Source organism: Methyloceanibacter sp. wino2, from assembly GCF_003071365.1.
Lineage (GTDB): Bacteria > Pseudomonadota > Alphaproteobacteria > Rhizobiales > Methyloligellaceae > Methyloceanibacter.
Genome location: NZ_CP028960.1, coordinates 2931003 through 2954278 on the forward strand (window position 1 = coordinate 2931003; position 23276 = coordinate 2954278).

The 23276-nt window shown below is 63.1% G+C and carries 24 protein-coding genes; 13 read left to right on the top strand and 11 right to left on the bottom strand.

What is annotated here, in order from left to right; all coding sequences use genetic code 11:
* Positions 1-1770: a hypothetical protein gene (locus tag DCY11_RS15625; RefSeq protein ID WP_159080041.1), complete on the bottom strand. Its 1770-nt coding sequence runs from the start codon at positions 1768-1770 to the stop codon at positions 1-3.
* A 232-nt stretch (positions 1771-2002) separates the two neighbouring features.
* Between DCY11_RS15625 and DCY11_RS13965 the strand changes: the two genes are divergently transcribed.
* A complete protein-coding gene (locus DCY11_RS13965) occupies positions 2003-2575 on the top strand; it encodes a nitroreductase (protein WP_108683392.1) in 573 nt (190 codons plus the stop codon).
* A 41-nt stretch (positions 2576-2616) separates the two neighbouring features.
* Positions 2617-3213 (top strand): flavin reductase family protein, encoded by a 597-nt coding sequence (locus DCY11_RS13970; protein ID WP_108683393.1) that lies wholly within the window; start codon positions 2617-2619, stop codon positions 3211-3213.
* Here the strand turns inward: DCY11_RS13970 and DCY11_RS13975 are convergent.
* Complete coding sequence (locus DCY11_RS13975; RefSeq protein WP_108683394.1) at positions 3210-3980, bottom strand: NAD kinase; 771 nt, start codon at positions 3978-3980, stop codon at positions 3210-3212. The genes DCY11_RS13970 and DCY11_RS13975 overlap by 4 nt on opposite strands.
* Before the next feature lie 168 nt (positions 3981-4148).
* Between DCY11_RS13975 and cutA the strand changes: the two genes are divergently transcribed.
* The 4 genes from cutA (at position 4149) to DCY11_RS13995 (ending at position 9343) form a co-directional block, all read left to right on the top strand.
* On the top strand, positions 4149-4481 hold the full coding sequence (gene cutA, locus DCY11_RS13980; protein WP_108683395.1) for a divalent-cation tolerance protein CutA: 333 nt from the start codon (positions 4149-4151) through the stop codon (positions 4479-4481).
* A gap of 18 nt (positions 4482-4499) precedes the next feature.
* Positions 4500-5993 (top strand): glycerol kinase GlpK, encoded by a 1494-nt coding sequence (gene glpK, locus DCY11_RS13985; RefSeq protein WP_108683396.1) that lies wholly within the window; start codon positions 4500-4502, stop codon positions 5991-5993.
* A gap of 148 nt (positions 5994-6141) precedes the next feature.
* Positions 6142-6975, top strand: a complete 834-nt coding sequence (locus DCY11_RS13990) for a leucyl/phenylalanyl-tRNA--protein transferase (RefSeq protein WP_159080042.1) — start codon at positions 6142-6144, stop codon at positions 6973-6975.
* A 214-nt stretch (positions 6976-7189) separates the two neighbouring features.
* Positions 7190-9343, top strand: a complete 2154-nt coding sequence (locus tag DCY11_RS13995; protein WP_108683398.1) for a SulP family inorganic anion transporter — start codon at positions 7190-7192, stop codon at positions 9341-9343.
* A gap of 75 nt (positions 9344-9418) precedes the next feature.
* Here DCY11_RS13995 and DCY11_RS14000 read toward each other — a convergent pair whose 3' ends face one another.
* A complete protein-coding gene (locus tag DCY11_RS14000) occupies positions 9419-10234 on the bottom strand; it encodes a GGDEF domain-containing protein (protein WP_159080043.1) in 816 nt (271 codons plus the stop codon).
* A 198-nt stretch (positions 10235-10432) separates the two neighbouring features.
* On the opposite strand from DCY11_RS14000, the gene DCY11_RS14005 reads away from it, so the two are divergent.
* Both DCY11_RS14005 and DCY11_RS14010 read left to right on the top strand, forming a co-directional pair.
* Positions 10433-10699 carry a hypothetical protein gene (locus tag DCY11_RS14005; protein ID WP_108683400.1) on the top strand — a complete coding sequence of 89 codons (267 nt, stop codon included), beginning with the start codon at positions 10433-10435 and terminating at the stop codon, positions 10697-10699.
* An 85-nt stretch (positions 10700-10784) separates the two neighbouring features.
* Positions 10785-11078, top strand: a complete 294-nt coding sequence (locus DCY11_RS14010; protein ID WP_108683401.1) for a hypothetical protein — start codon at positions 10785-10787, stop codon at positions 11076-11078.
* On the opposite strand, the gene DCY11_RS14015 is transcribed toward DCY11_RS14010, so the two are convergent.
* The 4 genes from DCY11_RS14015 to DCY11_RS14030 all read right to left on the bottom strand — a co-directional run bounded on the left by DCY11_RS14015 (position 11075) and on the right by DCY11_RS14030 (position 14795).
* Positions 11075-11608, bottom strand: coding sequence for a flavodoxin domain-containing protein (locus DCY11_RS14015; RefSeq protein ID WP_108683402.1), 534 nt, complete (start codon positions 11606-11608; stop codon positions 11075-11077). The two genes, DCY11_RS14010 and DCY11_RS14015, sit on opposite strands and share 4 nt — an antisense overlap.
* Before the next feature lie 104 nt (positions 11609-11712).
* Complete coding sequence (locus DCY11_RS14020; protein ID WP_108683403.1) at positions 11713-12105, bottom strand: DUF3307 domain-containing protein; 393 nt, start codon at positions 12103-12105, stop codon at positions 11713-11715.
* Between the two features lie 47 nt (positions 12106-12152).
* Complete coding sequence (locus DCY11_RS14025; protein ID WP_108683404.1) at positions 12153-14369, bottom strand: CHASE2 domain-containing protein; 2217 nt, start codon at positions 14367-14369, stop codon at positions 12153-12155.
* A gap of 150 nt (positions 14370-14519) precedes the next feature.
* Positions 14520-14795 (bottom strand): hypothetical protein, encoded by a 276-nt coding sequence (locus DCY11_RS14030; RefSeq protein WP_108683405.1) that lies wholly within the window; start codon positions 14793-14795, stop codon positions 14520-14522.
* Positions 14796-15069: 274 nt separating this feature from the next.
* Here DCY11_RS14030 and DCY11_RS14035 point away from each other — a divergent pair, with 274 nt between their 5' ends.
* Together DCY11_RS14035 and DCY11_RS14040 are read left to right on the top strand one after the other, a co-directional pair.
* Positions 15070-15591: an ImmA/IrrE family metallo-endopeptidase gene (locus DCY11_RS14035; RefSeq protein WP_108683406.1), complete on the top strand. Its 522-nt coding sequence runs from the start codon at positions 15070-15072 to the stop codon at positions 15589-15591.
* 209 nt (positions 15592-15800) lie between these two features.
* Entirely contained in the window at positions 15801-16640 is an 840-nt protein-coding gene (locus tag DCY11_RS14040) for a quinoprotein dehydrogenase-associated putative ABC transporter substrate-binding protein (protein ID WP_108683407.1), read from the top strand.
* Between the two features lie 2 nt (positions 16641-16642).
* On the opposite strand, the gene DCY11_RS14045 is transcribed toward DCY11_RS14040, so the two are convergent.
* A complete protein-coding gene (locus tag DCY11_RS14045) occupies positions 16643-17950 on the bottom strand; it encodes an ABC transporter substrate-binding protein (protein WP_108683408.1) in 1308 nt (435 codons plus the stop codon).
* A gap of 249 nt (positions 17951-18199) precedes the next feature.
* Here DCY11_RS14045 and DCY11_RS14050 point away from each other — a divergent pair, with 249 nt between their 5' ends.
* Both DCY11_RS14050 and DCY11_RS14055 read left to right on the top strand, forming a co-directional pair.
* Positions 18200-18859: a hypothetical protein gene (locus tag DCY11_RS14050; protein ID WP_108683409.1), complete on the top strand. Its 660-nt coding sequence runs from the start codon at positions 18200-18202 to the stop codon at positions 18857-18859.
* 119 nt (positions 18860-18978) lie between these two features.
* Complete coding sequence (locus tag DCY11_RS14055; RefSeq protein WP_108683410.1) at positions 18979-19638, top strand: YciC family protein; 660 nt, start codon at positions 18979-18981, stop codon at positions 19636-19638.
* A 91-nt stretch (positions 19639-19729) separates the two neighbouring features.
* Here DCY11_RS14055 and pqqE read toward each other — a convergent pair whose 3' ends face one another.
* From pqqE to pqqC, 3 genes are read right to left on the bottom strand one after another with little or no spacing between them, the layout of a single operon-like run.
* Positions 19730-20962 (bottom strand): pyrroloquinoline quinone biosynthesis protein PqqE, encoded by a 1233-nt coding sequence (gene pqqE, locus DCY11_RS14060; protein ID WP_108683411.1) that lies wholly within the window; start codon positions 20960-20962, stop codon positions 19730-19732.
* 4 nt (positions 20963-20966) lie between these two features.
* Positions 20967-21269, bottom strand: a complete 303-nt coding sequence (gene pqqD / locus DCY11_RS14065) for a pyrroloquinoline quinone biosynthesis peptide chaperone PqqD (protein ID WP_045367630.1) — start codon at positions 21267-21269, stop codon at positions 20967-20969.
* Positions 21269-22003, bottom strand: a complete 735-nt coding sequence (pqqC, locus tag DCY11_RS14070) for a pyrroloquinoline-quinone synthase PqqC (RefSeq protein WP_108683412.1) — start codon at positions 22001-22003, stop codon at positions 21269-21271. Before pqqC ends, pqqD begins: the two co-directional genes overlap by 1 nt.
* 314 nt (positions 22004-22317) lie before the next feature.
* Here pqqC and DCY11_RS14075 point away from each other — a divergent pair, with 314 nt between their 5' ends.
* On the top strand, positions 22318-23259 hold the full coding sequence (locus DCY11_RS14075; protein ID WP_108683413.1) for a hydrogen peroxide-inducible genes activator: 942 nt from the start codon (positions 22318-22320) through the stop codon (positions 23257-23259).
* The last annotated feature ends 17 nt before the right edge of the window (positions 23260-23276 follow it).

Here is a 23276-nt window from a genome sequence, read left to right on the forward strand (position 1 = left end):
TTAGCGCGAAGGCCGCAGCAGAGCACCCGGATTGAGAAGCGGGCCATTGGGGTCGGCGGGATTTGAAAACCCGTCGACACCGAACGCGCCGGCCGGCGGCGGGCCGGCGTAGCCGCTCGTCCCGGGGCGCGGCGCTTCGGGCGGCTCGAGCAGAACCTGAAGCTCCTTCGCCGACGTGGGCCCGTCCTCGATCGCCACCTCGATCTGTTTGTCGTTGCCCGGCTCGATGGTGAACTTGCGCGAGTAGGATTTCTCGCCGTGCTTTGCGATCACCGCGTAAGTGCCGGCGGCGAGGATATGGGTCGGCAGGGCGCCGACGTTGGTCTTCACGGTGTCGCCGGCGGATGTGAGTATCTGCCACTCCGTGTCGGCCAGGGCTTCACCGCCGCGGCTCTGAACCAGCCGGAAGGTGATCTTCGCGCCCGTGTGCTTGATGGTGGCCTGCGTGATGCGTCCCGGTTCGACGGTCACGTCGACGCCGACATTGGCGTTGGCATCGCCGTACAGGCTATTGATGTGATAGGCGCCGGCATTGAGGCGCACGACCTTGTTCGGTGAGGCGTCGGCGAGGATCGTTTCGCGCTTCCCGAACTGATCTATCTCGTCCGATTGAATGTCGAAATCGACGTCGCCTTCGGCACAGTCTTCGCCGGTGGCCAACACGGCCTTCAACGTCAGACCGCCCGTATTGAGGATGAAAGCTTCGTTCTTCTCCTCTCCGCCCTCGACCCGGATCTTCTTGGTCAGATTGGAGAGCCCGTAGGCGGCGTTCACGAGATACTCGCCTGGCAGCAAGGTCATAGAGGGGGCGGCCTCGCGGTGCGTGCTGATGAGCTCGAAGCCGCCTTCGGCCTCGGCCTCGGCGTGGAAGATTCTCCAGATGAGCCCCGACCGCAGCCGCGGGCCCGCTTCCGTCGCCAGCGCGTGGAACGTGACCGGCACGGGTTGGGCCGGCGGTGTCGGGACGGGGGCAGGCGGCAGCACCTCGATGATACTCTCGGCCGTGTTGACGGTGTTGACGTCGCTGGACTTCGACGAGGCGCCCTTGCCGGCGCTGCTCCCGGGTGATTTGGCGGGTGCGGCCGATGTCCTCGGCGGCATTGCCGCTGCGGGTGCGGCCGCGACGGGAGCGGGCGGCGGTGCGGCGACGGGGGCATCGATCGCGGCGAACACGGCGCCGAGGGCGACTTCGAATCCTTGTTCGTTTGTCGCGGCGACGAATTTTCCGCCGGTTGCATTGGCCATGCAGGCGAGCGGTTGGAGGTCTTGCGGCTGCGTGCTCAAGCCCACGACGTGTATCCGCAGGTCCTTCTGCTGCTGCTTGAGCGTCTGAGCCATGGCGCACGGATCCGCCTTGCAGGTATCCGCACCGCCGGCGATCAGAACGATATTGAGCGGTTGTCCCTCAGATCCAAGCTTGGCGGCTTCCTCCATGGAAGCGGCGACCGGCGCTTGGCCTTTCGGCGTGATCTTGCCGAGCAGCGGGTCGGCCGTCGCGGCCTTCAACTCGCCGGGCTTGGCGAGGGCTTCGATGTCGGTGCAGCTGGAGGCCTCGCGGTGGCCGTAGGCCACGAGGCCGAGGGCTCTCTTCTCGCCTTGGGTGGCGATTGCCTTGGACAACACGCCGGTGACGCCGTCGATTTTTGCGTTGTCGCCGACCTTCTCAGTCATGCCCTGGGAGCCGTCGACGACGATCACGGCGGCTTGGGAAGCGGGCGCGGCAGGCTCCTCGGCCGCCGCTGGCACGGCGCCGAAGACAAGAACGGGCAAAAGCAAAAGCCTTCGCGCCGCTAGGACCTGTCCCCGCATACCAATTCTCTTTCAGATTTCGCTTCCCTACGCCGGCCCACTATAGGCTTTGTCGGCGCCCCACTCCTGTAAATTGACGCGGAATGAGGCCGATTTTTGGAAGACCGTCCCTATACGGTCGTCCAATTGGCCCCATTGTGAGCGCAGCCGTTTCGCGATATGCACCGGGCCCTTAGCCAATACAGTGCATATTATGTCCAAACCTACGATCGAACATCTGCTGACCCGCCGGTCGGTATCGGCCAACGCCCTCGGCGAGCCGGGGCCCGATTCGGCCCAACTCGACCAAATCCTGACGGCTGCGGCCCGGGTTCCGGACCACAAGAAGCTGGCGCCCTGGCGTTTCATCCTCTTTCAAGGCGATGCCAGGGAGGCCTTCGGACGGGCCTTGGCCGACATCTGCCGTGCCGAAGAGCCGGCCGCGAGCGCCGTTCGCCTTGAGATGGAGGCGAAGCGGTTCCTGCGCGCGCCGCTGGTGATTGCCGTGGTCTCCCGCGTCACGTCACCATCGCCCGTACCGGAATGGGAGCAAGTGCTCTCGGCCGGCGCCGCCTGCCAGAATCTGGTGGTGGCCGCGAGCGCGCTCGGCTTCGGGGTCAACTGGGTGACGGAATGGTGCGCCTACAGCGCCGGCGTGCGGCAGGCGCTCGGCCTGGAGGACAACGAGAAGGTCGCGGGCTTCGTCTATATCGGCACGGCAGAAGGCAAGCCGGACGAGAGGCCGCGCCCGGCGCTGGACGAGATCGTATCGACGTGGCAGCCCTGATCGATGTTGAATTGGCTTAGTCGGGCCTTACGGTAGGCACCATGTTCTACGACGCAGTCTCCAATTCTCACGGGCTAACCCGCGACCCCTTCATGGCGCTGGTCAGTCCGCGGCCCATCGGCTGGATCTCCACGCTGGATGCGGAAGGGGTCGTGAATCTCGCGCCCTACAGCTTCTTCAATGCTGTCTCGACCAATCCGCATTTCGTGATGTTCTCGTCGGGGGGCCGTAAGGACAGTCAGCGGAATGCGGAGGAGACGGGCGAGTTCGTCTGCTCGCTCGCGACATACGATCTGCGCGATGCCATGAACCGGACGTCGAAGCACGTGGAACCGCATGTGGACGAGATGGTGTTGGCCGGTCTCAGCCCCGCGCCGTCCACGATCGTCGCGCCGCCCCGGGTGGCTGAATCGCCGGTTGCCTTCGAATGCAAGTATTGGCGGACTATCGACCTTCCGGGCGTGGACGGCGGGCCCGGCAACCATGCGATCGTGCTGGGCCAGGTCGTCGGCATCCATATCGACGATGATGCGCTGGTCGACGGGCGCGTCGATGTCACGAAGCTCCGGCCGATCGCCCGGCTGGGCTATCAGGACTACGCGGTGATCGACGAGGTCTTCGAGCTCGGCGGCCGTTAATAATCGAATTGCTCGGCGAGGATGCGCTCGGCGAGCGTATGGCCGGGATCGAACATCATGAAGATGTCGACCGCGCTCGCTTCGGCGATTTCCACCGCCACCACGTTTCTGAATTCGGTGTGGTCGGCCACGGCGCTGACCGGGCGCTTCTCGGGTTCGAGAACCTCGATCAGGACACGCGCGTCGTTGGGAAGGAGTGCTCCGCGCCAGCGCCGGGGCCGGAACGGGCTGATCGGCGTCAGGGCCAAGAGCGGCGCCGTGATCGGCAGAATGGGGCCGTGGGCCGATAGGTTGTAGGCCGTGCTTCCGGCCGGCGTGGACACGAGTACGCCGTCGCAAATCAACTCGCCGAGCCGCGTGGTCCCATCGACGCCGATCTTGAGCTTGGCCGCCTGGTGGATCTGCCGGAACAGCGACACTTCGTTGATCGCAAGAGCCTCGTGGGTGTCCCCGTTCCGGTCTCGCACGACCATCCGCAGCGGATGGATGACAGTGATCTCCGCCGCGGCCAAACGCTCCTTGAGCCGGTTCTCCTTGTAGTCGTTCAGCAGAAAGCCCACCGAGCCGCGGTTCATGCCGTAGATCGGGATGTGGCTATGGAGGTGGTCGTGCATGGTCTGAAGCATCAGACCATCGCCGCCGAGCGCGACGATCGCATCCGCCTCCTTGGGCGGCACGTTGCCATAGCGCTTGACGAGCGCAGCGTATGCGTCTTCCGCATCGCGCGTCTCGCTGGCTACGAAGGCGATCTTCTCGAAATCGGCCATGACAGATCTGCTGCGCTTTCAACTGCCCATTGCGGGAGGCCACACTAAAGCTGTGGTGTTAATGTCGTGCAAGTGCCACTTAAGACGGAGGCTTAATAAGTACCGCCGTCTTGTGTGACATGGGACAGTGACGAAACGCCTCTTCAGAAGGGCGGCTAGGGAGCCAACATGGACGATACCGATCTTCCGGTTCTGATCTACGCGACCTTTCCCAGCATCGACGAAGCCAAAAGCGTCGGCGGCGCGCTGGTCGATGCACGCCTCGCGGCCTGTGTGAACGTCTTCCCCGGCATGGTCTCCATCTACGAATGGGAAGGCGCGCGGGAGACGGCCGAAGAGGTCGCCATGATCATCAAGACCCGCAAGGGGCTGACAAAGCAGGTGATGGCGGAGGTCAAGCGGCTGCATCCCTACGACCTGCCGGCATTGCTTGTGCTGCCGACGGCAGGCGGAAGCGCCGAGTACTGCGCTTGGATCGTTCAGGAAACGCAAGGAACCTAGACATAGGTGGGGAGCCTCATGGGGCACGTACTGGCCATCGATCAGGGAACCACGAGCACGCGCGCGATCGCCTTCGACGAGGCGGGGCGTCCGGGAGCGTCGGCGGTGCGCCCGTTGAACCAGATCTTTCCGGAACCGGGCTGGGTCGAACACGACCCGAACGAGATTTGGCAGGCGGTCCGCGAGGTCTGCCGCTCGGTGATCGGCGAGGTCGGCGCATCGAATATCGCCGCGCTCGGTATCACCAACCAACGCGAGACGACCGTGGTGTGGGATCGTGCGACCGGCGAGCCGCTGCACAATGCCATCGTCTGGCAGGACCGGCGCACCGCACCACTTTGCGAAGAGCTCGAGCGGGAAGGGTGGGGCGCGCACGTCACGGACGTCACGGGTCTGCTGATCGACCCGTACTTCTCGGCGACCAAACTGGCCTGGCTTCTCGCGAACGTTCCGGGGCTTCGCGAAAGGGCTGCCCGCAACGAAGTCTGCTTCGGCACGATCGACAGCTTCCTGCTCTTCAAGCTGACGGGCGGGGCGTTGCATGTGACCGACGCGACGAACGCCGCCCGCACCATGCTGTTCGACATCAGCAAAGGCCAATGGGATCCCAAACTTCTCGACCGCCTTGGAATCCCTGCCGGCATCTTGCCCGAGGTGCGCGACAATCGCGGCGACTTCGGTGAGGCGCTTCCAGACGCCTTCGGTACGGCGCTGCCAATTCGCGGCGTCGCGGGCGATCAGCAAGCCGCCGCCAAAGGCCAGGCTTGCGTCCGGCCCAGCATGATCAAGGCGACCTACGGAACCGGGTGCTTCGTCGTCGCCAATACCGGGGACAGCGAGATGAGTTCAGCCAACCGCATGTTGTCCACCGTGTTGTGGCAGTTGGATAGCGCGCGCACCTTCGCCTTGGAGGGGTCGATCTTCATGGCCGGCGCCACTATCCAGTGGCTGCGCGACAGTCTCGGTCTCATCGCGGAAGCTGCCGATAGCGAGGAACTGGCCAGGCAGGCCAACCCCGACAGCGGCGTCTATCTCGTGCCCGCGTTTCAGGGGCTCGGCGCGCCGGTTTGGGACGCAGGCGCACGCGGTGCCATCGTCGGGCTGTCGCGCGCCTCCAACAAGGCCGACATTGTCGCCGCGGGGCTCGAATCCGTCGCCTTTCAGACGCGCGACCTTTTGGGCGCCATGCGGGAGGACATGGCCGGGACAGGGATCGGTGAGACGGGAGTCCTGCGCGTCGACGGCGGGATGACGACCAATGGCTGGGCGATGCAGCGGCTCGCCGACATTCTCGGCGAAGCGGTCGAGGTGGCGCCCATCGCGGAAACGACCGCCCTCGGCGCGGCCTATTTCGCAGGTCAGGCGGCAGGCGTTTATGGGGACGATGCGGAGCTTGCGCGGACCTGGGAGCCGTCCAAACGGTATGAGCCGCAGATGGATGAGAGCGAACGCGAAGCGCGCTATGCCGGCTGGCGCGAAGCCGTGGACCGGGTCCGCAGCGGAAAAGCGTAGCGGCGTTTTTCCGTCCCGTGGGGCTTGGAATCCAAGGCGCTGACGGATGTTAACGCCTTGGGAATCCTTTGCGGGCAAGCTTGACGCGAGGTGTGGTGGCCAGTGAGCGCCGCCGCGCGCGTCGTCGAGTATTGCGTTGGAGTTGCCCGTGTCCGCGAGACAGAGTGTCCTCAAGCAGGTCTCAGAAAGCCTTGTCACGTCCGGGCTCTACAGCAAGCCGGCGGCGTTTGCCCTCCTTGCCAAACAATTCGTGGGCTTCGGTCCGCGCTTGCCCGATCCGGAGAAGGCGCTGCGTCAGCCGGAAGGGCTGGCCGGGCGTTGTTCGTCGCTCGACGTACCGACCATGGTCGCGGCATACGCGAAAGGGCTCTACCCCCAAGACATGAAGTGGTGGGCGCCGGCTGAGCGCGCCGTGTCGTTTCCCGAAAATGTCCGTATTTCACAGCGCGTCTGGCGTTTGCTCCAGACGCAGGCTTACGGCGTCACCTTCGACACCGACTTCGCGGCCGTGCTGCGCGGGTGTGCGGTCGAGGAGGGGCTCGTCGAGGTCTTCACGGCGCTGCATCGCGCAGGCTATGCGCACTCTGTCGAAGCCTGGGACCGCAGCGGCCGTCTCGCAGGCGGTCTATTCGGGCTTGCGATTGGACGAGCGTTCTTCACCGAGGGCTTGTTCGCGCGCGAACGGGATGCGGCGAATGTGGGCTTCGTGACCTTGAGCTGTCATTTGCAGCATTGGGGCTTCACGCTCAACGACGGCAAGCGCATGCGTGGACACCTCAGCCAGCTCGGTTTCGTGGTGGTGCCTCGCTTTGCCTTCAATGGGCTCTTGTCCAAGGCCGTGCTTCATCCGAGCCGTGTGGGCAAGTGGGGCGTGGAAACGGGGCTCGATGCCGCCCATTGGAATCCGCAATATGCCGGCACGGGTAAGGCGACCGGCCATGCGCGCCGGATCGGCAACGACACGCTTCTGCCGTCGGCCTGATCGTCTGCGCCGATCACCGTGAGACGCGCCTGCTCATCGCTTTGCGGCGAAGAAAGTGCGGGCCGAAGCGTTTTTGCTTGCATTGTCGTATTGCCCGGCCATGATCGGTCACAATTCAACCCCGTGAATTTCCGATACGCTTTTGTCTTTACTGGAAAATTTGGCGCCTAAGCGCCCGCAGAACATTGACGTCGCAACGCTTGGGCGCGACGCCATGGCGGGGACGATCTCGGCGATCGTCAACATCGCCTATTGTATCTCGTTCAGCGCCCTGATTTTCCAAGGCTCTATCGCCGCCGGATTCCCGCTCGGACTGGCTGCGCTCATCATGGGCACCATGGTGACCGGCGTCGTCGTATCGCTGACCACGACGCTCGTTCCCGCCGATGCGGGGCCCGATACGCCAGCCGTCGCCGTCATGAGCGTGCTGGCCACCACGGTGGCCGCGGGGCTCGCCGCGAAGGGCGCGGACACCGAAACGATGATCATCAACGTGATGGTCGCCATTACGGTCAGCACGTTCCTCACCGGCGCCGTCTTGTTCGGACTGGGCGGGTTCAAGCTCGGTCAGTGGTTGCGCTTCGTACCGTTCCCCGTGATCGGCGGCTTCCTTGCCGCCTCCGGGCTTCTGCTCATCACCGGCGGCGTCGAAGTCATCACCGGCAGCAACCTTACCCTGTCGCCGTCGAGCTGGGCGGTGATGGCGGATATGCGCTACGCGCCGCAGATCGCGGTGGGGCTCGCCTTCGCCTTCTTCATCGTCCTGCTCAAGCGGTGGATGGACGATTATCTAACGCTGCCCATCGCCTTTCTCGTTTTCCTTGTCGTGTTGAACGCCATTCTCATGTGGTTCGTGACCGATCCCGACACCCAGGCGGACTGGTATCTGGCAGCCGTCGGCGCCTTGCAGCTCTGGTGGCCCATCGGCGCGCTGTCGACCCACGACATCGATTGGGGCGTCATGGCGCTGAGCAGTGCGGAAATCGGCGCGGTCTGCGGCGTGACCGCGATCTCCATGCTGCTCGACGTTTCCAGCCTCGAAGTCGCCAGGCAGAAATCCGCCGATCTCGACAAGGAGTTCCGCACCAACGGTCTCGCCAACGTACTGGCGTCGGTGCTCGGCGGCGTGGCCGGCAATCTGTCGCTCAACAACAGCCTGCTGTTGCAACAAGCCGGCGCCGTGACGCGGATCAGCGGCGTGTCGGTTGCGGTCGTGTGCGGCTTGGTGCTGTTCGCCGGGGCCGATGTCGGCAGCTTCGTACCCAAGGCGATTTTGGGCGGCATGCTGGCCTATCTCGGTACGATGATCCTGATCGAAGCGCTGGTGCATTCGCCGGCACAGCGGTCCCGCACGGACCTCGCGCTCGCCATCGCGATCGCGCTGGTCATTCTGTATTTCGGTTATCTCGTCGGCGTGGTGCTGGGCGTCATCGGCGCCTGCCTGCTCTTCGCGCTGTCCTACAGCCGGATCGGCGTGATCCGCCGTCACCTGACGCGCTACGAGCTGTCGAGCAGTGTGGACCGCTCGCCGGAGCAGACGCGCCTTCTCCAGGAGGAAGGCAAGCGCGTTCATGTGTTCTGGCTGTCGGGCTTTATCTTCTTCGGATCCTCGAATGGGCTCTTCGAGCGCATTCGGCGCGAGATCGAGGAACAGAAGGAAAAACCGGTCGGCTATGTCGTTCTCGACTTCAGCGCCGTGCAGGGGCTCGACACCTCGGCCGTCTTGAGCCTCGTCAAGCTGCGCAACTATTGCGAGGAGCGTGACGTCACGCTTGTCTTCAGTGGACTGAGCGATTCCATGCATGCCGCGTTCCTTGGCGCCGGCTTCTTTGGGACGGATCGGCCTCACCAGGCGTTCCCGACCCGCAACGATGCGGTCGAATGGTGCGAGGACATGGTGCTCTTGTATCACGAGGTCGGCGAGGCTTCGTCGCACACGTTCGAGTCCTGGCTTCAGAACGAGCTCGGTGGCGATATCACCTTCGAACGGGTCGAGCCCTATATGACCCGTCGTGAGCTCGACAGCGGCGTCGTGCTGTTCCGGCAGGGGGAGCCGTCCGACTCCGTCGTGTTCCAGGCTTCAGGCTGTGTGGCGATCACGATTGCGGGCGAATACGGTAAGTCTATCCGTCTGCGGCGTATGCTGGGCCATACGGTCGTCGGCGAGATGGGTTTCTACCGCGACGTGCCGCGCGGGGCGAACGTGGTCGCGGAGGGCGCGAGCGTCGTCTATATCCTCACCCGCGAGTCCTTCGACAAGATGCAGGAGGAAGATCCGTCGGCTGCCGCCGCCCTCCACAAGCTCATCATCCGGCTCCTGTCCGACCGGCTCGAATTCGCCAACCGCGAGATCTCCGCGCTGCATTAGCTTTGAGCGTGGAGCGCGTCGTCACATTAGACAGTGGCGCGTCTCTACCCCGTGCTCCCCGGGACAAGCGGCCGGTCAGTTGATCGCGGCCGGCGGCTCGAAGAACACCAGCGCCGTCTTATCTTCGCTTTTCGCGCGGTACATCGCGATATCGGCGTGATGGATGATCTCGTCCGGTGTGGACCCGTTTTGGGGAATGAGAGCCACGCCGATCGAGGCACCGGGTTCGTGGGATCGTCCGCCGACGCGAATCTCGCTGTCCAGGGTGGCCATCATGCGTTGACCGATGGCGTGGGCGGTGTCCCGGTCGACATCGTAGGATAGGAGCGCGAATTCGTCGCCGCCGAGGCGCGCCAACAGATCGCTTGGCCGGGCCGCGGACTGAAATCGTCCGGCGACGGCTTGCAGGACGCGGTCTCCCATGGCGTGGCCAAAAAGATCGTTGATGCTTTTGAAGCCGTTCAGGTCGATCAGGAAGAACGCGTGCTCCTGCCCGCTGGCCGATGAGGCGATCGCCGCTGCCAGGGCCGAATCCAACTCGCGGCGATTTGCCAGCCCCGTCAGGGGATCATGCGACGCCATCGTGCGCAGTTGGCGCATCTGAGACCGCGTCACGGCGCGGCGCGCAGCTTCATACCGGACCTCGCGCAGTCGCCGGACGGCGAAAGCACAAACACACAGAGCCAGCAGGACCGTGAGCGCCATCGCTTCGGCAAGCGAGACTTTGCGCTGCGGCTCGGAGAGCTCGGCACTGAACCAGAAGAGATTGTATTGCAGCGCAAGCAGCGCGCCTACGAGCATCACGCTGACGAGGAGCAGGCCGTCCTGAATGCTCGGACGGGGATTGTCAGCGATGGAACGTATCAACGATCTCAGTCCAGGTGTCGTCACAAGAGAACTCTCCCGGGAGGTTGAGGCAACCAGCGGCGGAGTCGAATACCCTACCGTGAAGCCTGCAATGACCGCGGAAGTCAAGGGCGTGCTTTGTGAGCGATCGCTAGCGCCAGGAAAACGGGCCCCTAGGCCGGTCACTTTGACACTCCGTGACGGCAGTGAGAGACTCCCTTTCTTTGCGAACGGAGCAATGCAATGACAAAATCACCACTTCTCATTGCAGGCGTCGCTCTTTTCCTGACGACGCTTGTCCCAGCCCCGGCGTCGGCGGGGCGTGTCCGCGTCTACGTCGATCCGCCCTATGGCTACGATTACCCCCGATATCGCGGCGACTACCCCCGGTACCGCTACGAACGGCCCGAATACAGGGACGATGACGACGATGCGCAAGGCTACGCCGTCTACCGTGTGCCCAAGCGGTTTCTGAGGCGGGATGCGCGCCGCTACTGGCGCGGCTGGTAGGCCTTTGGAGCGACGTTGCGGTATTTCGCCTGCGCAGCTAAAAGCCGGCGAGGGGCACGTGCGTGAGGATCCGGGGAGGTGAGCCATGAACAGCCTTCTGAGCGTGTTGGCATCGATGCTGCTCGTAACAACGGCGCACGCTGCGTCGCTACCGGGCGACAGCGCCAACGGCAAACGCCTGTACGACACCCATTGCACGGACTGCCACGACACCAGCGTTCTCTCACGCCCGGATCGCGCCGTTCAGTCTCTGGATGAATTGAAGGAGCAGCTCGCCAGCTGCAGCCATATGGCGAGCGCGGAGTTCTCTGCGACCGAGACGCAGGACCTGCTCAAATACTTGAACGACGAGTTCTACCACTTCCCCAGCGAGCGTTAGCCAGCGGCGCCCTTAAGAAACGCGTCGACGAAACCGTCCAAAGCGTCCCAGTCCGTGAACTCGCGATCGCCGCCATCGTCGGCGGCGAGGCCCCGCTTCATGACGATGAACTTCACGACTTGCTCTTGGAAATAGTCATATTCGGTGAAGCGGACAGCGCCGCCTAGCAGAAGCGTCATGCGCGGCTGCCATCCGGTCAGTTCGACAAACTGATCCACGTAGCGTTGTGCTTCGGGCCGGGTGTCGTCCAAGGCCGCCGAAAAGCTGACTGAGATGAAGGCCGACGGACGAGCATTCAGCTGTTCGCTATGGGCGGTCGCGAAGTTCTTGATGGCCTTCTGGTGCTGCTCCTGGTGTACCGACCCCGCGACGACAACCGCTTGAAACGCGTTGAGGTCTACGTGGGCATCCGACTCTCCGGCGTCGTGTACCTCGACGCTGTGTCCGCGGTCGGACACATCCTTCGCCACGCGCTCGGCAATCTTGCGGGTTTGTCCCTCGGTGGTTCCATAGACGATCAAGACGTTCACGACTTGCCTCCCGCAGCACGTGTTCACCGATGGAGAAACCATCCATGGCGTCGAGCATACAATTCAGGCCGGGCCGTGCCCAGTGCACTCGTTCTGCCTGTGGTTCAGTTCATCGCCCAAACCAGCACGGCGACGATGCCGACATAGGTCAGACCATGCGCGAGTTGGTCGAGGCCGAGCGCATGCCAATAACTCGCCGTCTGCGGCGTCGCCTTCGTGCGGCGGCCGAACTGCTCCTTGGCCCAATCCACATGGTAGTGAACGACGAACTCTCCCAGTGCGATCCAGAGTGCCAGCAACAAGGAGGCGGGCGCCAGCGCGAGATAGGCGAGCGGCGTCATCGCGACGTGGATCCCTGCATGAACGAAGCCGCCCGGATGGCCGTACGTACCCTTGTTGCAGTACTGGAATGGCGTTTGAAGGAAGAAGTCGGCCACGGTGTGCTTGACCATCAAGATGGCGATCGCGGCAAGGCAAAGAATGGCAATCTCAGGCATATGAAAGTTCGACTGTAAGCGTTTGGCGTATTGCGTTGGTGGATGATTTATTTGGAGGTGGCTTGAGTGGTGCCGTCCCAATTCTCCGGCGGCGGCGTGACACGGAAGGCATTGATGCGTTCGCGATAGAGCGCGTAGAGGCCTTTCAGCTTGTCGCCGCCCAAGGCCTCGCACTCGGCCAGTAGCACTTCGGCACCGTCCCAGTCCATCGCGCGGTATTTCGACAAGAAGTCCTGATGCTTGGCGGTGAGGGCGCCGAAGGCCTCGCTCTGCTGTACGCTGTCGTCGCCCAGCAGGCCGAAGATGCGGTTGGCTTCGGTCTTACCTTTGACCTTCAGGAGGTCGAGTTCAAGGAAGGCGAAGTCCGGCGCGCGGGCCGCCGTTTCCTCGCCGACAATGATCACGAGGTCGTAGGTCTTCGACTGTCCTTCCAGGCGGGAGGCGACGTTCACGTTGTCGCCGATCACCGAATAGTCGAACCGCGTTTCCGACCCGAGATTACCGACGCAGCAAACGCCCGTGTTCAGGCCGATGCCGAGCTTCACCGGCTTGTAGGGGCGGCCCGCTTCTTCGGCAGCCTTCTCCCAGCGCTCGTTGAGAATGGCCATCTCGTCGACCATGCGAAGCGCGGCGGCGCAGGCGTGTCCCGGATGGTTGGGGTCATCGAGAGGCGCGTTCCAAAAGGCCATCAAGGCGTCGCCCATGAATTTGTCGATCGTACCTTCCTCGTCGAGGATGATGTTGCTGAGCGGCGTGAACAGGTCATTGAGAAAGCGGGTGAGTTCCTCCGCATCCAGTCCTTCCGAGATCGTCGTGAAGCCTCGCACGTCGCTGAAGAGAAGCGTCATGTCGCGGTTCTCGCCGCCGAGCTTGAGCCGCTCGGGATCGTCCGCCAGCTTCTCAACAAGTGCCGGCGCCATGTAGTGCGAGAAGGCGTTGCGCACGCGGTTGCGTTCGCGCTCGGTCCGCAGGAACACGAACGACGAGCCGGTCAGGTAGATCGCCGTCAAGGCGATCGTCGGATAGACGGGGTCGACCAGCCAGCCCCAGCTGTTGAATGCATGCCATGACAGCCAAACGACGAAAGCAACGGCAAGCCCGCCGAGCACGGCGCTACCCAAAGCACCGGCACGGTAAATTAGGACGGCGATCAGGAGGCCGAGGATGAGGATGTAAAGGAGCTCCGCGGGCGTCGCGAAATCAGGCCGCATCAGATAGCTGCCGCGAATGATCTGTTCCACGGCCTGAGCATGCAGTTCGACGCCCGGCACGGAGGCTTCGAGCGGCGTCGCGCGCAGGTCCAACAGGCCTGCAGCACTGGTGCCGATCAGAAGAATGCGGCCGGCAATTTCGTCTTCGCCGATCTCGCCGTCCAGGATTTTCCAGGCCGGCAGATAGCGGTCGCGGGTCTGTGGCGAAAAATGAAGCCACATTTGGCCGTTCGCATCGGTCGGAATTTCAAAATCGCCGACTCGGACTTTGACGATGCCGGTCTGCTCGCCGAACGCCTTCTCGCCGCTGGCGCCGGAGGACTTGACGACATAGGTCGATGCGCCTTGCGCGACGCGCAGGAGGTCGGCGGAAAATGACGGGTACAGCGTTTCATCGAGGGTCACCAGAATGGGCATGCGCCGAATGATTTGGTCGTATTCAGGGACCCAGTTGAGCGCGCCTGCGCCGACCGCGGGGGTCTGCAGTTCCTTGAGGCTCGACGTCGCGCTGGGGTAGTGGGGTGCGAACAGGCGCGGGTCGTCGCCGCCGAAGGACATGCCCGCCTTGGCTTCCGGCAGTGCGTGCTGGTTCATGGGCGAGGCGATGAAGCCCATCACGACCGGCGCCGTGCCGATGGTCTCTGCGAAGATCTCGTCATTGGAGGGAAGCGCGTCGAGCTCGGTCTTGAGCTGGGTCAGCTGGTCCGACTGAGGCCAGAACTTTACGGCATTGGCCGGTGACATCCGGTCTGGTTCCGGGAACACCATATCGAAACCGACCGTGGCGGCGCCGGCATCGCGCAGTTTAACCAGGAGGTCGCTCAGGACCGTCCGTGGCCAGGGCCATTGGCCGATCCGTTGCAGCGATTCCTCGTCGATGTCGACGATGCGGACGGGCAACTCGGGGTCGAATTTGAGGGGTGCCAGGCGTTGATAGGAATCGAAGACGAGGGACCTCAGCCGCGCGACCGGCGTGGGGTCCCAGACGCGTAGCACCAGGGAAGCCAGAATGGCCGCCCCAATGATGAGGCTATAAAGAAGGCGTGGACCCATCCCGCTCGTAATTCCGTCGTTTTTGGCCGGGCGAGGGGCCCGCAGCGGCCAGACCCTATCGGCTGATACGGGCCTGTCAATTGGCGCGCCGGGAGGCGGACGGGCGGTCCAAAAAACGAAACGCCCCGATTTGGGGCGTTTCGGCTGTCCTTAGTCGGTGAACCGGTTCGGGCGAAGGTTGCGCCAGACGGCTTCGGTCTCGAAATCGAGATTGTTCTGAAACTTGCCTTTGGTGTTGGCTGCCTGTGCGCTCTTGGGCTTCCGCTTGATCACCGTCGCCTCGTTGGAATAGCGCGGCGCGCCGTCGATCCAGTAGGCCTTGCCGCGGTCGGCCATCGCCGGATTGCTGTTGGCGGCGAGAACGGCCACGCCAAGAACGAGGCCAAAAACGGAGAGAGTCAGCTGTTTCATCAGTTCGGTCATCATCGTTGGGTCCTCCGGGGCGAAAACTCGCCGATCGGCGGTTGGGGGTCTTCCGTATATGGTGGGGGCATGACCGGGATCAACGTGGCCTTGTACGGGGTGTGACGAACGTCACAGTTCCCAAATAACGCAGTATTTATCGTGCCGCCTGCCAGTTTCCGCTAATATCCACCAAATGCGCCAGATCAGATGGCCGGTCCGCCGACTGCCCGGTTTGTGGGGTGCCGGGCCCGATAGAAGAAGAATACAGGTTTTCTCGCGGCTGCCGGTTGTCCTCGTGGCCGCGCTTCCGGTCGCACTCGTCGTATTCCTTGTTTTCCAGCCATCGTCGCCGGCCCGGGCAGGGCGCTTCCTGCCGGAGGTGGATAATCCATATTGCGATATCCGGACCTACAAGCTGCGCGGCGTCGAGGAGCAAGCCTCCTCCATGACGGATCGCCTCGGGCGTCCTGTCATCGTGGTCAACGCCATGACGCTGCGGGATCAGCCGAGCTACAGCCGGTTTCTGTTGGCGCATGAGTGCTGCCACCACACGCTCGGCCATGTGGCAAACGCCAAGAAGGGGCTGGGTCACGTCGGACCGCAGGCCTTCTACTACATTGCCCCGGAGCTGAAGCGCATGGAACTCGAGGCCGACTGCTGTGCCGCCCGGCTGCTCCGTGAGCGGCACGAGGACGACGGTATCGACGCCGGGTCGGTTGCGATGGCTGAATTCGGCGACAAGCCCACCGGGGCTCATTACCCGACGGGTTTGGAACGGGTGGACAACATTCGCCGTTGCGCGGGCCTCGACCCATAGTCCGTTGGCAAGGGGGCAAGGTTTTCCGGAGGTCGCCCTTGCTCCGAGACGGCAGTCATCGTTTAAGACGGTCTCGAACACCCCCATCTTACTTCGAGGAGCGCGTGGCCAGACCATTCGGCCCCGGATAGAAGAGACAGCGCAGGACGCGCGGCAGAGGAACGGCCTTGAGCGAAGCTCGATCACGAACGAGGTACGCGGTTGCCCGATTGAGCGGCCCGGTTTGGGCGGCCGTCGCGCTGGCTGTTGCGTTCTTGTGCGTCGCCGGCCAGGCGCGCGCCATGGAGGAAGGGGTGCTCCGCGTCTGCGCCGACCCCGACAACATGCCGTTCTCGAACGACAAAGAAGAAGGCTTCGAAAACAAGCTCGCGAAGCTCATCGCCGAGCGTCTGGACCGGGAGCTCGTCTATACGTGGTTCCCGGAGGACACCGGTTACGTGCCGAATACGATCGGAGAGAACGCCTGCGCGATGGTGATGGGCTATGCGCAAGGCACCGGGCTCATCGAAGACACGAACCCCTACTATTACGCGTCCTACGTTCTGATCACGCGCGCCGACGATACGGCCCTGAACGGCGTGATCTCGTTATCGGATCCGCGGCTCAAGTCGAAGCGCATCGGACTCGTTGCGCGCACGCCGCCGGCAAGCATCCTCGCCATGAACGGCCTGATCGCGAATTCGAAACCGTTCGATGGACGCTCCGAAGAGAGCCAGTCCGCCATAGCACAGGACATGATCGCGGAGATCGTTTCGGGCAAACTCGATGCGGGTCTTCTTTGGGGTCCCATCGGCGGCTACTACGCCGCGCTTTCCGATGGTCCTCTGAACGTTGTGCCGCTGGTCAAGGAGCGCGCGGGGCCGGCGACGTTCTACCCGATCACGCTCGGCATTCGTCCGAACGAACCCCAGTTCAAGCATCAGGTGAACAAGGTTCTGGCTGACAACGCCGACGAGATCGTAGCAATCCTGGAAGAGTACAACGTCCCGGTTCTAGACCGGGAAGGGCAACTGCTGACAGCCGGGGGCGCCGCGCCGGCAGGCCAATAAGCCTACATCTTGCATTTGCTTTCCGGCTCGTCGATGCCGAGCGTGTCGACCTCGATCTCCGGGTGGCTCGCGTGGGGAAAACCCTTTTGCGGTGATACGGACACCGGCACCTTCTCGGTCGCGATCAGGATCGGCTGGCGGAATTGGCCGTCCCAAGGCCGGAATTGCTGCTTGATACCTTTGAAGGGTGCCAGCTGCAGGTCGGGGCCATGGATGAAGGCCGAGACGGTTTCGAAGTCGTTCTTGGGCTTGCGGGTGACCGCCTCTCCGATGGTTCGCGTGGCCACATAGGCCATGTGGTCGATCGGCAGCATGAGCCGATCGTTGGCCTTCTCGAAATTATTGTTCGCTTGGGTCGCGCCCCATTTCTCGTGGCCGCGGCTCCAGGTGGTAGCCGTGAGGCCTGTCGTGCCGGCCACGACCCGCGGCTGACCTCCGCCGCGATAGGGCATCAGCGGCCCAAAGATCTGGTCTTCGTCTGCAACCACGATCACGTCGTAGTCGGTCGCTTTGATCATCTGGTGGCTGGCATTGGCTTCCTTGTGGGGCTTCGCCGGCGGGATGGGCCCGACGCCGTCGCGCCGTCCTCCGGACACGTCGACATACTCACGGTCATCGACGATGTTGCCGCCAAAGCGCTCGGCCGCGCGCAGGACCGCGTCACGGTAAGCCTTGTCCGCATCCGTTGACCCATGAACGACAAGCCAATCGGTCCACCCCATCTTGACGAGATATTGGGCGAGGGCATCGGCGAGCATGTAGCGGTCCGGCACGACATGCATGACGTTCGCACGGCAATCTTCCTGACGCAGCGAGACGTCCTCGGCGCGGATGTTGAAGAGGAGAATGTCCTTGTCGGCCGCCCAATCGGACAGCTTGAGCAATGTCGGGGCCGAGGCGTCGACCACAATATAGTTGTGACCCGACTCGTAGAGCTTCGTCAGGGCATCGACCGCTTCTTCGGGCGATGACGCCGTCTCGACGTCAAGCCCGTAGAGATGTCCCATGAAGCGGCCGCCGGCATTGTTCTCTTTGATGCCCATTTCGGCACCGGCAATGCCTGCGTTGTCCGGCTCGACGTCCAGGCGCGAGGCTGGCCGTGGTCCGGCAACCTCCTCGCGGAGGTAGCCGATATCGACCGGCATCATGGGCGGTGACTGCGGTAGCTTGATCGCGACGCCGCCGTCTTTCCGCTGGGCGGGCTTGTTGTTGTCGGCGGCTGATGCGAGGCCGGCCGTCAATCCGAGAACCATGACCGCGGCAATCGCGGTCGCACGGGCGAGACCTACCGGAAGCGTGTCGATGCGCATGATCGGACCTTGGGCGCCGGGCGTGCGTTTCCTCAGATCACAGTTCACCCCTTGCCGGCGGCGTCTTCAGGGGGCCGTGTTCTTTTCCGGCATGGTACAAATGGCAACAATGGGATGGCAAGTTGGAAACAACGACGGGATTAAGTGGCAATCTGCCGGGCAAGTGTGTCCTCTCAAGGAATCTGTGGATTCTGTTGGAGAACGGCGATCCGTTCCCAAAATGTGGCGCGGAAGTGATAGGTTACCCCTATGCAGTTCTCACCCGGTGACGCAATTCGGTTTGGCTGGGAGACGTTCAAGAAGCGTCCCTGGTTCTTCATTGGCGCGATGGTGATCCTGGCGGTGGCGAACATCGCCGTCGGCATTGTCAGCGGTGCGGTCGACACCATCACGGGCGGTTCCTACGAGGAGCCGACCGTCCTCGGGAACCTCGTCAGCTATGCGTTGGGCGTGCTGATAAGCATGGGCATGACGGCGTTTTTCCTCGCCTCCCACGACAATCCGCAAGGGGTCGACTTCGCGACGCTCTGGCATCCGAGCCCCTACTTGAAGTTTCTCGGAACCTCCATTCTGGCCTCGCTGGCCGTGGGCATAGGGTTGGTGCTCCTGATCGTGCCCGGCTTGATCGCCATGGTTCTCGTCATGTTTTCGACGTTCCTCGTGATCGATCGCGGCTTGGGGCCCGTCGACGCGTTGAAGGCGAGCATGGAAATGACCAGAGGCAATCGCTGGCCGCTGTTCTGGTTCATTCTGCTGTGCTTGCTGATCATTCTCGTGGGCGCGCTGGCGCTCGGTGTCGGGCTTCTCGTCGCCGCGCCGATCGTCGGCATCGCTTTCGCCTATGCCTACCGGCTCTTGTCCGGCTATGCGGCGCAGGTTGCGCCGCCGGACGCGCGGCTCGACATCTGAGTAGACGGCTGGGGTCGACGGGCACAGTTTGTCTGGCGGCGATCCCCTGACGACATCGGCAGTGCGTCGTGTCCAGTCTGTCTCAGAGTGCCGTCACGCAACGAGGCTAAGTGGTGCTCATGCGGTTTTCACCCACGTCTGCAATCCAGTTTGGCTGGGAGACGTTCAAGAAGCGTCCCTGGTTTTTCGCTGGCGCCGTCGCCATTCTGCTGGTGGCGAACTTCCTGAACGTTGGCATCACCAGCGGGGTCAACAGCCTGACAGGGGGTACCCTCGAGGAGCCGACCATTGTGTCGAACCTCGTGAACCTTGCGATCAGCGCCTTGATCTTGATGGGTGCGGTGGCGTTCTTCCTGGCCGCTCATGACAATCCCGACGGTGTTGAATACTCGGCCCTGTGGCATCCGACGCCCTATTGGAAGTTTTTCGCCACCTCGTTTTTGACGTCGCTGGCCATTGGCTTTGGACTCGTACTTCTGATCGTGCCGGGCCTGATCGCCATGGTGCTGTTTATGTTCTCCACCTTCCTCGTCGTCGACCGTGGCCTAGGGCCGCTTGACGCGCTCAAGACGAGCATGGAGATGACGAAGGGTAATCGGTGGCCATTGTTCGGCTTTGCCGTCCTCACGGCGCTCATCATCGCGCTTGGCGTGTTGGCGCTCGGGGTCGGCCTTCTCGTGGCGGTCCCGATCGTGGGCCTCGCTACGGCCTATGCCTACCGGCTCCTGTCGGGTGGACCCGACGCCGCTGCGGCGGCCGATGCACGGCTCGCAGCCTGAGGCAGATGCGCGCTCGGTAGGTCCAGCAGCCGTCCAAAAAGAAAGGCGCCCCGCGAGGAGGGCGCCTTTGGCACAGGGCGTCTAGTGCTATCTATTCGGCGGGGACGAGTTCCTCGCCGTGCGCCTTGCCGATTTGGGCGGCGTTGCGCGTATTGCGGTAGACGAACGCAGTCGCAGGCTTCGCGGCCTCGGACTTCGCCAGCTTCACCATCTCGCTGTGATAGGGCGATAGCGAACATGCCGGGTCCGTGTTGCGGGGATCCTTGCTGATCGCCATGGCCTGGCAGCGGCAGCCGCCGAAGTCGACTTCCTTGAACGCGCAAGACCGGCAGGGCTCCTTCATCCAATCGGTGCCCCGGAAGGCGTTGAACGCTTCGGAGTCCATCCAGATGTCCAGCAGCTTCTTGTCGCGCACGTTGTCGAAATTGAGCTCCGGGATGCTCTCCGCCGCGTGGCAGGGCAGGACCTTGCCGGCGGGCGTGATGTTCATGAAGCCCTTGCCCCACCCGCCCATGCAGGGCTTGGGACGCTTGGCGTAGTAGTCGGGCACCACCATGTCGATCGTCAGCACGCCTTTCAGACGCTCGCGCGCGGCCTCGACATATTCGATCGAGGCGATCGTCTCTTCATAGGTGGGGATCAATGCGGCGCGGTTGAGAAAGGCCCAGCCGTAATATTGCGCATGGGCGATCTCGATGCGCTGCGCGCCGAGTTCCACGGCCAGATCGATATAACGCGGCACATTGTGGATGTTGTGGCGGTGGATAGGGGCGTTGATGGTCAGCGGCATGCCGAGCTCGGTGACCCAATGGCAGACCTCCAGCTTCTTCTCGAGTGCGTTCTTGAAGGCGCCGATGCGGTCCGCGCCGGCGGGGTCTACGTCCTGGACCGAGACCTGAACGTGATCGAGCCCGAGCTCCTGGAGTTTCTCCAAGCGCTCGCGCTTCACGTTGACGGCGGCGGTGATGAGGTTCGTGTAGAGGCCTGCGTCTGCCGCGGTCTTGACGATCTCCTCAAGGTCTTTGCGTGCCGTGGGCTCGCCGCCGGACAGGTGAACCTGCAAGATGCCCATCTCGCCGGCCTGGCTCATGACTGAGCACCACTCTTCCGTGGTCAGCTCGTTCTTGACGCTTTCCAGCTCCACCGGATTCGAACAATAGGGGCATTGCAGCGGGCAGCGATGCGTGAGCTCCGCGAGCAGACCCACCGGCGCGACGGCGCACAGCATGTTCGACTCTTCCCCGCTGCCAATGACGCCTGTCGTCGGTTCGTCGTCGACGGCAATGGCGTCGATATGTCTGTCAATCTTGAGATCGTCCGTCATCGCACTATCCCTTGATATATCCTTTGTCGGCCATGTCTTGGAGCAACTCGGTCACGTCGGCGGTGATCACGTCGACGGGCGCGGAATACTCCTCGGCCAATTTCGCGGCGATGTCCTCCACGGTGCGCTCTCCGTCGCACAGCTTCAGCACCTCCACGGCGATTGCATCCGGCGTCATGATCCGTTCGGGCGCGAGCAGCACCCAACGGTCTCGCCCCGCATCGTGGCGCAGTTTCAGATAGCGGGGCATCACCGGTTTGGTCGCCCGGTCGACGACAAGCCGGCCGGGCTGCTTCACATCTGCCATCAGGCCGCATCCGGCACGAAGGCGCCGGGCGGGATCATGCCCGGATCGACATAGGCGAGGTAAAGCGCATCGAGCTGGGCCCACAAGACGTGCGTTTTGAAGCGGAGCGCGTCGAGCACGCCCTGCTGCGCCTCGGGCGTCCGGGCGTTCTGCTTGCAGTACTCGAGCGCGAAGTTCGCATCGCGTGGCGCCTGGGTGAGGCGGCGCTTGAAGTACGCCATCACGTCGTCGCTGATGAAGTCGTAGTTCTCGAGCATGCCCGAGATGCGCTCCTTGTGAATGCTCGGCGCGAAGAGCTCGGTGAGCGACGAAGCGACGGCTTCGACGAGGGTCTTCTCGCGCACGAAGTTCACATAAGCCTCGACGGCGAAGACCGTCTCGGGCAGGGCGCCTTTCCGGGAGACCACGTAGTCGCGGTCGAGCCCAAGGCCGTCGGTGAGCACGAGCCAGCGCTCGATGCCGCCTTCTTCGGGGCCTTCGCCGTCGTGGTCGGTGATGCGGTGAATCCACTCGCGCCGCAATTCGCGGTCGTGGCAGCGGCTCATCAGCGCCGCGTCCTTGCGCGGCACCGCCGACTGGTAGCAGTAGCGGTTCAGCGCCCAGGCTTGGACTTGGCCCTTGTTGAGCTTGCCGCCGTGCAAGAGCTTATGAAACGGGTGTTTGTCGTGGTACTGCGCGGCACCGATGGCGCGCAGCTCCTCCTCGAGTTCCTCGGGACTTAGAATCTTGGTCACGGGCCTACTTCCTCATTGGGTTTCCAAATACGGCACTTCTTCATGGCGCCTCGAAACGGTCTCTCCCTAGATAAATGGGGAGAATCCGCGAGGAATCTATGACTCGTTCATGAACACGGGCTTGAACCCGGATTAAGAACATCTGAAGCCGCTGATCTGGGCCGTCAGCCTGGCAGCCCAATATTTGAACTCTACCGGAAGAAATCCTGCTGTTCCATTGCGCGCCCGGCGCATCCCAAATGGCGCGTGCGCCGATGCCATGATAAGAAAAACTCCGCTGATCCCGCCGATCCCATAACCAATAGTTATAGCCCATGGTGTCTTTCCGACAGTTGCGCTACCTGGAGGCGCTGGCCCGCACACGCCATTTCGGGCAGGCGGCGCGAGACTGCGCCGTCAGCCAGCCCGCGCTCAGCATGCAGATCAAGGATCTCGAGGACGAACTGAAGCTCAAACTCGTCGAGCGCCGCAAGTCCGGCGTCGGACTAACGGACAAGGGCGAAGAGATCGCGGGGAGGGCCCGGACCATCCTTGCGTCGGTCCGGGACCTCGTAGATTACGCCAAGGGGCAGGAAGGCCTCCTCAAGGGTGTGCTGAACCTCGGCGCGATCCCGTCGATCGCCCCATACCTGTTGCCGGCCGCCTTGCCGGCCCTGCAGGCGCATTTTCCGGATCTGTCGCTGCGCCTTCGCGAGACGGTCACCGAAACATTGGTGCGCGAGCTTGTAAGCGGCGACCTCGACGTTATTCTCGTGGCCTTGCCGATCGACGATCCTGCCGTGGAGACTCATTACTTGTTCGACGACGCCTTCATTCTCGCGACCAAGGCCACGCCGGACAACTCGGGCATCGTCTCGGCGACCCAGGACATGCTGGCGCAGGACCGCTTGCTGCTGCTGGAGGAGGGGCACTGTCTCCGGGATCAGGCCTTGTCCTATTGCCATCTGATGGCGCCCGACATGCGCCAGAGTTTTGGTGCTTCCAGCCTCACCACGATCGTGCAGATGGTGGCGAACGGCTATGGCGTGACCTTGCTGCCGGAAATGGCGACGGCGATCGAGATTCATCCGAACGACGATATTCGGCTCTTGCGTTTCACCGAGCCGGAGCCCAAACGAGAGATCGGACTCGCCTGGCGCAAGAGTTCGCCCCGAAAGGCGGAGTTCATGCAGCTTGGCGAATTGCTGCGCGAAGCGGCGCCCGCACCGCCGGACAAGGCACGGCCGCAACGGCCGAAGGGAGGCCCCAAACGCTAAGTACCCAGCTTTCTCTT